The sequence below is a fragment of the Streptomyces sp. B1866 genome (genome assembly GCF_031932565.1).
In the GTDB taxonomy this organism is placed as follows: domain Bacteria; phylum Actinomycetota; class Actinomycetes; order Streptomycetales; family Streptomycetaceae; genus Streptomyces.
The window spans coordinates 54,352-68,415 of the sequence record NZ_JAVSCF010000003.1 but is presented as its reverse complement, the minus strand read 5'-3'; the positions used below and the strand labels follow the sequence as shown (position 1 = coordinate 68,415).

The following is a 14,064-nucleotide window of genomic DNA, read 5'->3' as shown; positions in this document are numbered from 1 at the left end:
GACAAGGAAGACATCCGTGAGCGACGTCCGCAACGTCATCATCATCGGTTCCGGGCCCTCGGGCTACACGGCCGCGCTCTACACCGCCCGCGCCTCCTTGAAGCCGCTGGTCTTCGAGGGCTCGGTGACAGCGGGCGGCGCCCTGATGAACACCACGGACGTGGAGAACTTCCCCGGGTTCCGGGACGGCATCCTGGGCCCGGACCTGATGGACAACATGAGGGCCCAGGCCGAGCGGTTCGGCGCGGAGCTGGTCCCGGACGACGCGGTGGCCGTCGATCTCGGCGAGGACATCAAGACCGTCACCGACTCCTCCGGCACCGTGCACCGGGCCAAGACGGTGATCATCGCCACCGGCTCGCAGCACCGCAAGCTGGGCCTGCCGCGCGAGGACGAGCTGTCGGGCCGCGGGGTGTCCTGGTGCGCCACCTGCGACGGATTCTTCTTCAAGGACCAGGACATCGCCGTTATCGGCGGCGGTGACACCGCTATGGAGGAGGCCACCTTCCTGTCCCGGTTCGCCAAGTCGGTCACCGTCGTCCACCGCCGCGACACCCTCCGCGCCAGCAAGGCCATGCAGGAGCGTGCCTTCGCCGACCCCAAGATCCGTTTCGTCTGGGACAGCGCGGTGGCCGAGATTCACGGCGACGCCAAGCTCTCCGGTCTGACCCTCCGGAACACCAGGACCGGCGAGACCTCCGAGCTGCCGGTGACGGGGCTGTTCATCGCGATCGGCCACGACCCGCGCACCGAGCTGTTCAAGGGCCAGCTCGATCTCGACGACGAGGGGTATCTGAAGACCGCCGCGCCCTCGACTCGCACCAGCCTGCCGGGGGTGTTCGCCGCCGGCGACGTGGTGGACCACACCTACCGCCAGGCGATCACCGCGGCCGGTACCGGCTGCGCGGCCGCTTTGGACGCGGAGCGCTACCTCGCCGCCCTCGCCGACGCCCAGAAGGCCGCTGTCTGATCCGGGCCCCGTCCCGCCACCCAACCCGCAAAGGAGAAATGCCATGGCCGGTGCCACCGTGACCGTCACGGACGCCGACTTCGAGGAGACCGTACTGAAGAGCGACAAGCCGGTCCTCGTCGACTTCTGGGCCGCCTGGTGCGGCCCCTGCCGCCAGATCGCCCCCTCCCTGGAGGCGATCGCCAGCGAGCACGCCGACAAGATCACCGTCGCCAAGCTCAACATCGACGAGAACCCGGCCACCGCCGCCAAGTACGGCGTGATGTCCATCCCCACCCTGAACGTGTACCAGGGCGGCGAGGTCGCCAAGACCATCGTCGGCGCCAAGCCGAAGGCGGCCATCGAGCGCGACCTGGCCGACTTCCTCGCCTGAGCCACGCGTCGACGCGAGCGACGAGAGGGGCCGCCCACCAAGGCGGCCCCTCTCGTGTTCCCCGTGAAACGCGTCCGGTTTCACGTGAAACCGCGATCCGAGGGAACGGTCACAGCGGCCGCAGGGCCGGCTCCTTCTGGACCGCACCGAGCAGGCGGTCCAGCGCCAGCTCGACGTCCTCCTTCCAGGAGATCGTCGTCCGCAGCTCCAGCCGCAGCCGCGGGTAACGCGGATGCGGCCGCACGGTCTTGAAGCCGACGGCCAGGAGGTGGTCGGCGGGCAGCACGCACGCCGGCTCCTGCCAGGTCGCGTCCCCGAACGCCTCGATCGCCTTGAAACCGCGGCGGATGAGGTCCTTGGCGACGGTCTGCACCATGACCCGCCCCAGCCCCTGACCCTGGTACCCCGGCATCAGCCACGCCGTCATGAGCTGGACGGCGTCCGCCGCCACCGGACTCGTGGGAAACGCCGTGGAGCGCGGCACGTACGCCGGGGGCGCGTAGAGCACGAAGCCGACGGGCACCTCGTCGACGTAGACCACGCGGCCGCAGGAGCCCCACTCCAGCAGCACCGCGGAGATCCACGCCTCCTTCTCCAGCTCCGGCCGCCCGGCCCGCACGGCGGCCTCACCGCTGACCGGGTCCAGCTCCCAGAAGACGCACGCACGGCAGCGCTTGGGGATGTCCGGGAGGTTGTCCAGTGTGAGCGGTACGAGCCGACGCCCCATGTAGCCAGTCCCTCACTTCCAACGAGCCGATGCGCGGATCCGCTCTCCCCGTCCGGCATCGTATCCGCGCGGAGATCGCGCTGACACCGGCGCCGGGCAAAAGAGTGGGCCGTGTTCCTTCACCATCGGAACACGGCCCCTCGCTTGCCGCCTGTCCGGCGGCACAATCCCTATCCCGCTTCGTCCGCGTCCTCGTGCGCAGCCGCGTGGTCGTCCGCTGTCTGCCGCAGGACCGGCCCCTCGCCCGGGGCGAGGCTGCCCAGAATCCGCTCCAGATCCTCTATCGAGGCGAACTCGACGACGATCTTTCCCTTCTTCTGACCGAGGTCTACCTTCACCCGGGTCTCGAACCGGTCGGAGAGCCGGGAGGCCAGCTCCGTGAGCGCCGGCGAGACGCGCGCCCCGGCCCGGGGCCCCTTGGCCCGCGCGGTGCTCTTCAGGCTCGGGCCCATCAAGGTCACGATCTCCTCGACCGCGCGCACCGACAGCCCCTCGGCCACGATGCGGTGCGCCAGCCGGTCCTGCTCCTCCGGGTCGTCCACCGACAGCAGTGCCCGGGCGTGACCGGCGGACAGCACCCCTGCGGCGACCCGCCGCTGCACGGCCGGGGACAGCCGCAGCAGCCGCAGCGTGTTGGACACCTGCGGCCGGGAGCGTCCGATGCGGTCGGCCAGCTCGTCGTGGGTGCAGTTGAAGTCCTTCAGCAGCTGGTCGTAGGCCGCCGCCTCTTCGAGCGGGTTGAGCTGTGCCCGGTGCAGGTTCTCCAGCAGCGCGTCCAGGAGGAGCTTCTCGTCGTCGGTGGCCCGGACGATCGCCGGAATGCGCTCCAGGCCCGCCTCGCGGCACGCCCGCCAGCGCCGCTCGCCCATGATCAGCTCGTACCGCTCGGGTGCGAGCTGCCGGACCACCACCGGCTGGAGGAGGCCGACTTCCTGAATGGACGTCACCAGCTCGGCGAGCGCGTCCTCGTCGAACACCTCGCGCGGCTGCCGCGGGTTGGGCGTGATGAAGTCCAGCGGCAGCTCGGCGAAGTGCGCACCCGCCACCTCGCCGACCGCCTCACCGGCGACCGGTGGCAGCTCGTCCTCCAGGTCCACCGCCTCGGTTTCACGTGAAACACCGCTCGCGGGCAGCGCGGTCACCTTGGCCGCCGCGACTCCGCGCTCCGGCGCCAGCACCGGCACCGCGGACGGAGACGTGGACGCTCCCACCGGCACGGCGGCTCCCGCTCCGTCCGGCCCTGTCGGCGCGGACGGGATCAGGGCACCGAGCCCGCGGCCCAGCCCTCGGCGTCGCTCACTCACTGGTTCCCCTCCTGCATGCTGTGCCGACCGCCCGCGGGCAGCGCGTGCGCGTGCTGGGCGTCGTAGTGGACATCGACCCCCCGCAGGGCGATCTCCCGCGCGGCCTCCAGGTAGGACAGCGCCCCGCTGGAGCCCGGGTCGTAGGTGAGGACCGTCTGCCCGTAGCTCGGTGCCTCGGAGATGCGCACCGACCGGGGGATGCTGGTCCGCAGCACCTCGTTGCCGAAGTGGCTGCGCACCTCGTCCGCCACCTGCGAGGCCAGCCGGGTACGGCCGTCGTACATCGTCAGCAGGATGGTGGAGACGTGCAGCGTCGGGTTGAGGTGGCCGCGTACGAGGTCGACGTTCCGCAGCAGCTGGCCCAGGCCCTCCAGCGCGTAGTACTCGCACTGGATCGGGATCAGCACCTCGGCTCCGGCGACCAGCGCGTTGACCGTCAGCAGGCCGAGTGACGGCGGGCAGTCGATGAGGATGTAGTCCAGCGGCTGCTCGTACGCCTGGATGGCCCGTTGCAGCCGGCTCTCCCGCGCCACCAGCGAGACCAGCTCGATCTCCGCGCCCGCCAGGTCGATCGTGGCGGGTGCGCAGAACAGCCCCTCCACGTCCGGCACCGGCTGCACGACGTCGGACAGCGGCTTGCTCTCCACGAGGACGTCGTAGATCGATGGGACCTCGGCGTGATGGTCGATGCCCAGGGCCGTCGACGCGTTGCCCTGCGGGTCCAGGTCGATGACGAGAACCCGTCCGCCGTGCAGCGCGAGGGAGGCGGCCAGGTTGACGGTGGTNCGTGCAGCGCGAGGGAGGCGGCCAGGTTGACGGTGGTGGTGGTCTTGCCGACCCCGCCCTTCTGGTTGGCGACCACGATCACCCTGGTCCGCGCCGGCCGGGGCAGACCCTCGCCCGCCCGGCCGAGGGCTTCCCTCGCCAGCTGGGCGGCGTGCCCGATCGGGGCGTCGTCCACCGGAGGAGGCGTTTCACGTGAAACGTCCTCTCCCGCCGCTTCGGTGCGGGGGCCGGGGACCGGATCGGTCATCGGCCCCGCGATGTTGGCATCGGACCGCAAGGACTCACCCTCCTCGACATCAGGCTCGCGATGAGGAGAGCCTGCCATGCTTTCGGGGTCGGGAACCAGCGAGGTCCGTTCTCCTGTGGATGAATCTGTGGATGAACCCCCGTCCCGGCGGGGCTTCTCCCCGTCTTTGCGGGCCTTGGCGTCGGATGGAGCGGCCGCCGCGCGGCCACGGCTGATGATTCCCGGCAGCAGTGAGCGACGTTTCACGTGAAACACGATGCATCCGAATCGGTCGAACCGACCGGCTCGACACTCCGAAATGCGTCGTTTCGGCAGCTTTTGCGGAGCACTCTGGCCTCAATCGGGCGCGGCGGCTTGACCTCCGCACGCCGCTCGTTCCGCAGCGCGGTCCGCCGCGCGACAACCGCTGCGGGAAGCACCGGCCACGGAAGGAAGGCCGGAAGCAGGCTGGGGATAACTCCGCGGCGCAGCTCTCAGTGCCGTCGGCGCTGAGGGCCCCTCCGGGCCGCTTTGGCGCGCTTGGCCGCGAACCGCACGCCGCCGGGGCTCTCACCGACCTCGACCCGCACCACGGTGGCGGGCGGATCGACGACCCCCTCGCCCACCCGTAGGACCGACGTGTCGACCACGCCCAGCTTGCTCAGCGCGGCGCGGGCGTGCCGCAGCTCCTCCTCGGCCGTATCGCCCTTCAGCAGCAGCATCTCGCCGTACGGGCGCAGCAGCGGAACCCCCCAGCCCGCCAGCCGGTCCAGCGGTGCCACCGCGCGAGCGGTCACCACGTGCATGGGCGGCACCCTCCCCAGCACCTCTTCCGCCCGGCCGCGCACCACGTCGACGTGGTCGAGCCCCAGCAGCTCCACCACCTCGCGCAGGAAGTTCGTCCGCCGCAGCAGCGGCTCCAGCAGCGTGATGCGCAGGTCCGGCCGGGTCAGGGCGAGAGGGATGCCCGGCAGGCCCGCTCCGGACCCCACATCGCACACGGTGACGCCCTCAGGCACCACCTCGGCGAGCACGGCACAGTTCAGCAGGTGCCGTCCCCACAGCCGCGGCACCTCGCGCGGCCCGATCAGGCCGCGCCCCACGCCCACCTCGGCCAGCAGCTCGCCGTACCGGACAGCCTCCGGGAAGCGCTCGCCGAAGACGTCCCGCGCCGCCTGGGGCGCGGGGGGCAGCTGAGCTGCCGCTTCTTCCGTCACGGAGACCGTCCTTGTCGTCGGGCTCGTCAGGCTCGTGGGAATCGTGGGGGCTCGTGGGAATCGTCGGCGGGCGCCGACGCTCGTCAGCGCTCACCGACGCTCGGCGGCGACGCACAGCCGCCGGCACCGCCGACGCGGTGGAGCGCCGCACGGTGCCGGGGGCGGGGGCAGGCGCCGCCGGGCCGGGTCAGACCGGCAGCACGACCACGCGGCGCTCGGGCTCCTCGCCCTCGGACTCGCTGCGCAGCCCGGCAGCGGCCACCGCGTCGTGGACGATCTTCCGCTCGAAGGGCGTCATCGGCTTCAGCTTCACCGGATGACCGGAGCCCTTGACCTCCTCGGCGACCTTCGTGCCCAGCTCGGCCAGCTCCGCCCGCTTCCGCGCGCGGTACCCGGCGATGTCGAGCATCAGCCGACTGCGGTCGCCGGTCTCCCGGTGCACCGCCAGCCGGGTCAGCTCCTGGAGGGCCTCCAGCACCTCGCCGTCCCGGCCCACGAGCTTGTTGAGGTCACGGCTCGTCGCGTCGCTGATGATCGACACCGCGGCGCGGTCGCCCTCGACGTCCATGTCGATGTCGCCGTCGAGATCGGCGATGTCCAGCAGCCCCTCCAGGTAGTCGGCGGCGATCTCACCCTCCTGCTCCAGGCGGGTCAGGGTGTCGCCGCCCTCGGGGGCGTGCTCGGCGGCCGGGGTGGTGCCTTCCGTCACGGATGGACTCCTTCGCTACTTCTTGGACGGGTGCTTGGGACGCTGCTGGCCCTTGCGCTGGCCGGACTTGGCGTTGCGGGAGGAGCCGCCGGAGGCCGAGCCGCCGTCCGGCTTGCCACTGCCCGCCGCCTTCTTCTCGGCAGCGCTCCGCTGGGCCCTGGCGCGCTGCCCCTGCTGCGCCTGGTCGCCCTGCGCGGTGCCCTTCTCCAGCGACGGCTTGCGCTGCCCGGACTCCGCCCCCGCCGCGGTTCCCGGCCGTGCCGTGGCCCGGGCCCGGGACTGCCCCTGGGCCGCCGCGCCGCCCGCCTGCCGCTTGGCCTTGGTCTGCCGCTTGGGCTGCTGCCGCGCGGCGCGCGCCGCCTCGACGGCCTTCTTGGCCTCGACCTCGGCGGGGTCCTCCTTCAGCTTGCCCTTGGCCCGCAGCCGCTCCTGCCGGGCCTCGTAGGCGACGCTGCCGGGCACCGGGTTGCGCCGGATGACGAACATCTGCTGGCCCATGGTCCACAGGTTGGTGGTGAGCCAGTAGACGAGGACGCCGACGGGGAAGTTGATGCCGAAGACGGCGAAGATCACCGGGAAGACGTACATCAGCATCTTCTGCTGCTGCATGAACGGCGTCTTCACCGACAGGTCGACGTTCTTCGTCATCAGCTGGCGCTGCGTGTAGAACTGCGACGCCGACATCAGCACGATCATGGTGATCGTGACAACCCTGACGTCGGTCAGGGTCGCGCCCAGGTCGTGGACCTTCGAGGCCGAGTCGGTGAACTTCACCGGCAGCGGAGCGCCGAAGATGTGCGCCTTACGGGCGCTGTCCAGCAGCGACTGGTCGATGACTCCGACCGTGTGGTTGCCCGCGATCTTGCTCAGCACCTGGTACAGGGCCAGGAAGAACGGCGACTGCGCCAGGATCGGCAGGCAGCTGGAGAGCGGGTTGGTCCCGGTCTCCTTGTATAGCTTCATCATCTCTTCGGACTGGCGCTGCCGGTCGCTCTTGTAGCGCTCCTGGATCGCCTTCATTCTCGGCTGGAGCGCCTGCATGTTCCGCGTCGCCTTGATCTGCTTGACGAAGAGCGGGATCAGGCAGATCCGGATCAGCACCACCAGCGAGACGATGGACAGGCCCCACGCCCAGCCGCTGTCCTTGTCGAACATGAGGCTGTAGAACGAGTGGAACTGGACGATGATCCAGGAAACAGCGTCATAGAGAGGACCGAGGATCGTGTCCACGAATCAGGCTCCTTGGGCGTTGGGCTGAGTGTCGGGCTGTGCGGCGGCCGACTCGGCGGGAGGCCGCCCGGCGAGGCGGTCGCGCAACCACTGGTGCCAGACCGGACGCTTCCGGGGCGGTACGTGATCCACACCGCCCGGCGACCAGGGATTGCAGCGCAGGATGCGCCAGGCGGTCAGCGCCGTCCCCTTCACCGCGCCGTGCACGTCGATGGCCTGGTAGCCGTAGTGCGAGCACGACGGGTAGTACCGGCAGACCGGCCCGAGCAGCGGGCTGATGGTCCACTGGTACAGCTTGATCAACCACAGCAGCGGGTACTTCACGGCGGCCCTCCCAGCAGCCGCTGCAACGCGGAGTCGAGATCGCGGGCCAGTTCGCCGGGTCCCGCTTCACCGGCACCGGGCAGCGCCCGTACGACCACCAGGCTACCGTCGGGAAACCGGTCGAGGCGGTCCCGGACCAGATGGCGCAGCCTCCGCTTGACCCGGTTCCGGACGACCGCCCCGCCGACCGCCTTGCTCACGACGAAACCCGCACGCGCCGGGGGAGCGCTTTCCCCGGGCGCGTGCGGGTCCGTTGCACCGCTTCTGAGGTGGACGACGAGGAGGGGGCGACCAGCCCTGCGTCCTCGGCGTACCGCGGCCGCGAAGTCCTCGCGCCGCCTCAGCCGATGATCGGAGGGCAGCACGGCATGGACCCTGGCCGGTCGCTCAGGCCGACAGGCGCGCGCGGCCCTTGCCGCGGCGTGCGGCGAGGATCGCACGACCGGCACGGGTGCGCATACGCAGCCGGAAGCCGTGGGTCTTCGCGCGGCGACGGTTGTTCGGCTGGAAGGTGCGCTTGCTCACTCGGGGGCTCCAGAAGGTGAAATCGTGGGTGGCGGCATCGCCTGGCTGTCACCGTGCGCCCGCGACACGACTCGCATACGCCCCAGTGCGCCGCTCGGTGATCGCGGCACAGGACGGAGCGGTCCGCGATCTTCGCCCATCGGCGGGCAGGCGGCAGCAGCCATCGACAACTCGACCTCGTTACGGTACGCGCGGCCGCGCCGTCCGGTCAAACCAGCCGCGGCCCGGCACGCCGGTGCCGCCCGCTCCTCCGGGCGGCGGCGCCGGAAGGCGTCTCGCGGGTCTCCGGCCGAGTTCCGGTCGTGTTCCGGCCGTGTCCCAGGGGGCAGGAGAACACCGCGCGACATCCCATGGCACATTTGTACACACCCTGTGGACAACGACTTGAACCGCGTACCCGGCCTGACTACCGTGGCTGGACTGTCGATTTCCTTCACGCGCGTCCCGAGAACCACACATTTCGTGGTACCTGTCGGCGTCCCCCACCCAGCGAGTGAGAGAGCGTGCCCTGTGGCTGACGTACCCGCCGATCTTGCCGCAGTGTGGCCACGCGTGCTGGAACAGCTGCTCGGCCAGGAGGCGGGACAGGGTGTCGAGGCCAAGGACGAGCACTGGATCCGGCGCTGCCAGCCCCTGGCCCTGGTCGCCGACACCGCGCTGCTCGCCGCGCCCAACGAGTTCGCCAAGGGCGTCCTGGAGGGTCGGCTGTCCCCTCTGATCAGCGAAACGCTCAGCCGCGAGTGCGGCCGTCCCATCCGCATCGCCATCACCGTGGACAACTCCGCGGCCGAGCCGTCCGTACCGCAGCAGCCGCGGCGCGAGACGTACGACCGCTACGACGACGGGCACGACGGCGGCGACGCGGGCGGCAGGGACCGGAGGGACAGCAGGGACGCCAGGGACATGCTGGACGGCTACGGAGGAGGCGGCCGCGACGGCTACCCGCGCCCGGCCGCCGACGAGCTGCCCACCGCGCGCCCCGCCTACCCGGACTACCCGCCGGCCCGCCCGGAGCCCGACGCCTGGCCGCGCGCCCGCGACGACTACAGCTGGCCCCAGCAGCGGCACGGCGGCTTCGCCGAGCGCGACCCGTACGCCTCCCGGCCCCCCGAGCCGCCGTACGGCCAGCAGCGCCCGGAGCTGCCCGGCCAGCTCGACCGGTCGCACGGCGGCCCGGTCGGCCCGCCCCCGCCCACCGGCGCCCCCGGGCCGCTGGCCGCACAGCCCGCCCCGGCCCCGGGCCCGGGGGAGCCGACCGCGCGCCTGAACCCGAAGTACCTCTTCGACACCTTCGTCATCGGCGCCTCCAACCGGTTCGCGCACGCCGCGGCGGTCGCGGTCGCCGAGGCCCCCGCCAAGGCGTACAACCCGCTGTTCATCTACGGCGAGTCCGGGCTCGGCAAGACCCACCTGCTGCACGCGATCGGGCACTACGCCCGCAGCCTGTACCCCGGCACGCGTGTGCGCTACGTCAGCTCGGAGGAGTTCACCAACGAGTTCATCAACTCCATCCGCGACGGCAAGGCGGACGCCTTCCGCAAGCGCTACCGGGACATGGACATCCTGCTGGTGGACGACATCCAGTTCCTGGCGCAGAAGGAGTCCACGCAGGAGGAGTTCTTCCACACCTTCAACACCCTGCACAACGCCAACAAGCAGATCGTGCTGTCCTCGGACCGGCCGCCCAAGCAGCTGGTGACCCTGGAGGACCGGCTGCGCAACCGCTTCGAGTGGGGCCTGATCACCGACGTGCAGCCCCCGGAGCTGGAGACCCGCATCGCGATCCTGCGCAAGAAGGCCGTACAGGAGCAGCTCAACGCCCCGCCGGAGGTGCTGGAGTTCATCGCCTCCCGCATCTCGCGCAACATCCGCGAGCTGGAGGGCGCGCTGATCCGCGTGACCGCCTTCGCCAGCCTGAACCGGCAGCCGGTCGACCTCGGCCTGACCGAGATCGTGCTGAAGGACCTCATCCCCGGCGGCGAGGACGCCGCCCCGGAGATCACCGCTGCCGCGATCATGAGCGCGACCGCGGACTACTTCGGCCACACCGTCGAGGACCTGTGCGGCGCCTCGCGCAGCCGCGGCCTGGTCACCGCCCGGCAGATCGCCATGTACCTGTGCCGCGAGCTGACCGACCTGTCGCTGCCGAAGATCGGCGCCCAGTTCGGCGGCCGCGACCATACGACCGTGATGCACGCCGACCGGAAGGTCAGGGCCCTGATGGCCGAGCGCCGGTCGATCTACAACCAGGTGACCGAGCTGACCAACCGCATCAAGAACGGCAGCGCCTGACGCGCGGGCTCCGGCCGAGGGGGCGCTCCGGGACCGCCCAGGGCGCCCCCTCGGCGTACCGGCGGCCAGCCGGTCGCGGGCCTGCCGCGGAGTGCCCCGGAGCGGCCCCGCGACGCCACGCGACGCCCGGGGAGGCTCGGGGAGGCTCGGGGCGACCGTCACAGGGCCGCCCCTGAAGGCCGTCGCCCGGCCCCGCGCGCGCCCGGCCCCAGGGCGCGACCGCCGTCCCGAGGGCAGGGCCCGTGCGGCCGTCCCGGCGCCCGGCGGGCCGTCCGTGGCGCCCGCCGCACCGCTTCGGGAGCCGTTTCCAGCCGTTCCCGGCGCGGTCGCTCACTCGTACGGCGCTGTTCGATTACGGTCGCGTCCGCCGAGTTCTCCACAGGTTCGGCGCCGATCGGCCGTCCACAGCCTGGGGACGGCTCAGGTTGTCCCCACTGTTTCCACAAGTAGCCCCGCCCGGGCGGCAGAGGGGGAGGTCAGCGGGGTGTGGATTTGTGGTCAACGGCCGTCCACAGCCTGGGGACAACGCGTGGGCCCACAGCCGGGCACCGGCACTGTCCACCGGCAACCCACAGGAAAACGCCCGTCGTCCACAGCTTCCCCACAGCCCTGTCCACTGTTCGGCAACACGACGCGCGGGGTCACCGTGACGAGTGAAAGGCGTCACACCACAGCGCGGGATTGGGCTGTGGGAAACCCGGGTAAAGCTGGGGATGGAGCTGTGGGCAAGTGGGGGTCGCCTGTGCATGGCCTGTGCACAACTCCTCGCCGTCCACAGAAGAGCCGGGTTTTCCACCGGTGCCGTCCACAGGACCGGTGGACAAAATCTCGCCGCTGACCTGCGCTGATCCGGTTATCCACGGTATCCACAGGCCCTACTACTACGACCACGTAGAGAGAGCGAGCGATTCGGTTCAAAGCCGGGGCTGTGCACAACCTCGCCCCGCGCCGCTCCGCCGCCGAGGCACCGACTTGACCCGGAGCAGCGACTCCTGTCAGTGGTGTGCGTCAGACTGGTCACCGGCAAACACAGCCGACGACGAAGACCACGGCAGTGACAGCGGGAGGCGGCTTACGGTGAAGATCCGGGTGGAGCGCGATGTACTCGCGGAGGCGGTGGCCTGGGCGGCCCGCAGCCTCCCGGCCCGTCCCCCGGTGCCTGTCCTCGCCGGCCTTCTGCTGAAGGCCGAGGACGGCACCCTCAGCCTCTCCGGCTTCGACTACGAGGTCTCCGCGCGCGTGTCGGTGGAGGCGGACGTGGAGGAGGGCGGCACGGTCCTGGTGTCCGGCCGCCTGCTCGCCGACATCTGCCGCTCGCTGCCGAACCGGCCGGTGGAGATCTCGGACGACGGGGTCCGCGCGACCGTGGTCTGCGGCTCCTCGCGGTTCACCCTGCACACCCTCCCGGTGGAGGAGTACCCGGCGCTGCCCCAGATGCCGACCGCCACCGGCAGCGTCCCGGGCGACGTCTTCGCCGCCGCCGTCAGCCAGGTCGCCATCGCCGCGGGCCGCGACGACACGCTGCCGGTGCTCACCGGTGTGCGGATCGAGATCGAGGGCGACACCGTGACCCTGGCGTCCACCGACCGCTACCGCTTCGCGGTCCGCGAGTTCCTGTGGAAGCCGGAGACGTCGGACGTGTCCGCCGTCGCCCTGGTGCCCGCCAAGACCCTGCTCGACACCGCCAAGTCGCTGACCAGCGGCGACACCGTCTCGCTGGCGCTGGCGGGCTCCGGCGCGGGCGAGGGCCTGATCGGTTTCGAGGGCGCCGGGCGGCGTACGACCACCCGGCTGCTGGAGGGCGACCTGCCGAAGTACCGCACGCTCTTCCCCACCGAGTTCAACTCGGTCGCGGTGATCGAGACGGCCCCGTTCGTGGAGGCCGTCAAGCGCGTGGCGCTGGTCGCCGAGCGCAACACCCCGGTCCGGCTCAGCTTCGAGCAGGGCGTGCTGACGCTGGAGGCGGGTTCCAGCGACGACGCACAGGCTGTGGAGCGCGTCGACGCGACGCTGGAGGGCGACGACATCTCCATCGCCTTCAACCCGAACTTCCTGCTGGACGGCCTCAGCGCCATCGACGCGCCGGTGGCCCAGCTGTCCTTCACCACGTCCACCAAGCCCGCGCTGCTGGGCGGCAGGCCGGCCGTGGACGCGGAGGTGGACGAGGCGTACAAGTACCTGATCATGCCGGTGCGGTTGAGCGGTTGAGCGCCCCGGGCCCGGTCGGCCCGGCCGCCCGCCGCCGCGAGCCGCAGCCGCCCGGTGGCCCGTCCACGCGACCCGGACCTGGCGACCCGGACCTGGCGGCCGGGGCGGGGCCCGGGGGCCGTCCGAGCCGGGCGTGGCCTCGCGCCGGTGCGCCAGGCGGCGGGCGTAGGCTCGTCAGCGCGGGTACGCGACCTGGGGAGAGCGCAACCACCGCAACGACTACGGCGTAAAGGATCACTGATGGAGCTCGGTCTCATCGGCCTCGGCAAGATGGGCGGCAACATGCGGGAACGCATCCGCCGCGCGGGTCACACCGTCGTCGGATACGACCGCAACCCCGACGTCGCCGATGTCCACAGCCTCCAGGAGCTTGTGGACAAGCTGAAGGGCCCCCGCGTGGTGTGGGTCATGGTCCCGGCCGGCGACCCGACCCAGTCCACCGTCGACGCCCTCGGCGAGCTGCTGTCCCCGGGTGACGTGGTGGTCGACGGCGGCAACTCCCGCTGGACCGACGACGAGAAGCACGCCGAGGAGCTGGCCGCCAAGGGCATCGGCTTCGTCGACTGCGGCGTCTCCGGCGGCGTCTGGGGCCTGGAGAACGGGTACGCGCTGATGTACGGCGGCCTGCCCGAGCACGTCGAGAAGGTCCAGCCGGTCTTCGACGCGCTGAAGCCCGCCGGGGACTCCGGCTCCGTCCACGCGGGCAAGGTCGGCGCCGGCCACTTCGCGAAGATGGTCCACAACGGCATCGAGTACGCGATGATGCAGGCCTTCGCCGAGGGCTGGGAGCTGCTGGAGGCGGTGGACTCGGTCACCGACGTCCGCGAGGTCTTCCGCTCCTGGCAGGAGGGCACGGTCATCCGCTCCTGGCTGCTGGACCTGGCCGTGCGCGCCCTGGACCAGGACGAGCACCTCGGCGCCCTGCGCGGGTACGCGGAGGACTCCGGCGAGGGCCGGTGGACGGTGGAGGCGGCCATCGACCACGCCGTGCCGCTGCCCGCCATCACCGCGTCGCTGTTCGCCCGGTTCGCCTCCCGCCAGGACGACTCCCCCTCGATGAAGATGGTCGCCGCCCTGCGCAACCAGTTCGGCGGGCACGCGGTCACCGCCGCCGGCACGCACAAGGGCGCCGACGCGCCGGGCGCGGACGTCGCCCCGCCCGCCGTCGGCTGA

Annotated in this window: 13 protein-coding genes and 1 pseudogene; 5 read left to right on the top strand and 9 right to left on the bottom strand. The window is 71.4% G+C overall.

Annotated elements, in window-relative coordinates:
- Positions 1-16 precede the first annotated feature (16 nt).
- Both trxB and trxA read left to right on the top strand, forming a co-directional pair.
- Entirely contained in the window at positions 17-970 is a 954-nt protein-coding gene (gene trxB, locus RKE29_RS01155; RefSeq protein WP_312003040.1) for a thioredoxin-disulfide reductase, read from the top strand.
- Positions 971-1,013: 43 nt separating this feature from the next.
- Entirely contained in the window at positions 1,014-1,343 is a 330-nt protein-coding gene (trxA, locus tag RKE29_RS01150) for a thioredoxin (protein ID WP_312003039.1), read from the top strand.
- Between the two features lie 109 nt (positions 1,344-1,452).
- Here the strand turns inward: trxA and RKE29_RS01145 are convergent, their stop codons facing one another.
- From RKE29_RS01145 to rpmH, 9 genes and pseudogenes are all read right to left on the bottom strand, one after another.
- Positions 1,453-2,070, bottom strand: a complete 618-nt coding sequence (locus RKE29_RS01145; protein ID WP_312003038.1) for a GNAT family N-acetyltransferase — start codon at positions 2,068-2,070, stop codon at positions 1,453-1,455.
- 170 nt (positions 2,071-2,240) lie between these two features.
- A complete protein-coding gene (locus RKE29_RS01140) occupies positions 2,241-3,374 on the bottom strand; it encodes a ParB/RepB/Spo0J family partition protein (protein ID WP_312003037.1) in 1,134 nt (377 codons plus the stop codon).
- Positions 3,371-4,335 (bottom strand): annotated as a pseudogene (locus tag RKE29_RS01135) (ParA family protein). Before RKE29_RS01135 ends, RKE29_RS01140 begins: the two are co-directional and overlap by 4 nt.
- Before the next feature lie 545 nt (positions 4,336-4,880).
- A complete protein-coding gene (gene rsmG, locus RKE29_RS01130) occupies positions 4,881-5,603 on the bottom strand; it encodes a 16S rRNA (guanine(527)-N(7))-methyltransferase RsmG (protein WP_312003036.1) in 723 nt (240 codons plus the stop codon).
- 187 nt (positions 5,604-5,790) lie between these two features.
- Complete coding sequence (locus tag RKE29_RS01125; RefSeq protein WP_312003034.1) at positions 5,791-6,312, bottom strand: R3H domain-containing nucleic acid-binding protein; 522 nt, start codon at positions 6,310-6,312, stop codon at positions 5,791-5,793.
- Between the two features lie 15 nt (positions 6,313-6,327).
- The gene (yidC, locus tag RKE29_RS01120; RefSeq protein WP_312003032.1) at positions 6,328-7,542 is read right to left on the bottom strand and encodes a membrane protein insertase YidC; all 1,215 of its coding nucleotides are present in this window, start codon (positions 7,540-7,542) and stop codon (positions 6,328-6,330) included.
- 3 nt (positions 7,543-7,545) lie between these two features.
- The gene (gene yidD, locus RKE29_RS01115; RefSeq protein WP_312003030.1) at positions 7,546-7,866 is read right to left on the bottom strand and encodes a membrane protein insertion efficiency factor YidD; all 321 of its coding nucleotides are present in this window, start codon (positions 7,864-7,866) and stop codon (positions 7,546-7,548) included.
- Entirely contained in the window at positions 7,863-8,231 is a 369-nt protein-coding gene (gene rnpA, locus RKE29_RS01110; protein ID WP_312003029.1) for a ribonuclease P protein component, read from the bottom strand. The genes yidD and rnpA overlap by 4 nt, the downstream gene beginning before the upstream one ends.
- A gap of 22 nt (positions 8,232-8,253) precedes the next feature.
- Positions 8,254-8,391 (bottom strand): 50S ribosomal protein L34, encoded by a 138-nt coding sequence (gene rpmH, locus RKE29_RS01105; protein ID WP_125638610.1) that lies wholly within the window; start codon positions 8,389-8,391, stop codon positions 8,254-8,256.
- Positions 8,392-8,901: 510 nt separating this feature from the next.
- On the opposite strand from rpmH, the gene dnaA reads away from it, so the two are divergent.
- From dnaA to gnd, 3 genes are all read left to right on the top strand, one after another.
- Positions 8,902-10,683: a chromosomal replication initiator protein DnaA gene (gene dnaA / locus RKE29_RS01100; protein WP_312003027.1), complete on the top strand. Its 1,782-nt coding sequence runs from the start codon at positions 8,902-8,904 to the stop codon at positions 10,681-10,683.
- 1,077 nt (positions 10,684-11,760) lie between these two features.
- Positions 11,761-12,891, top strand: coding sequence for a DNA polymerase III subunit beta (gene dnaN, locus RKE29_RS01095; protein WP_312003025.1), 1,131 nt, complete (start codon positions 11,761-11,763; stop codon positions 12,889-12,891).
- A 240-nt stretch (positions 12,892-13,131) separates the two neighbouring features.
- Complete coding sequence (gene gnd, locus RKE29_RS01090) at positions 13,132-14,064, top strand: phosphogluconate dehydrogenase (NAD(+)-dependent, decarboxylating) (RefSeq protein WP_312003023.1); 933 nt, start codon at positions 13,132-13,134, stop codon at positions 14,062-14,064.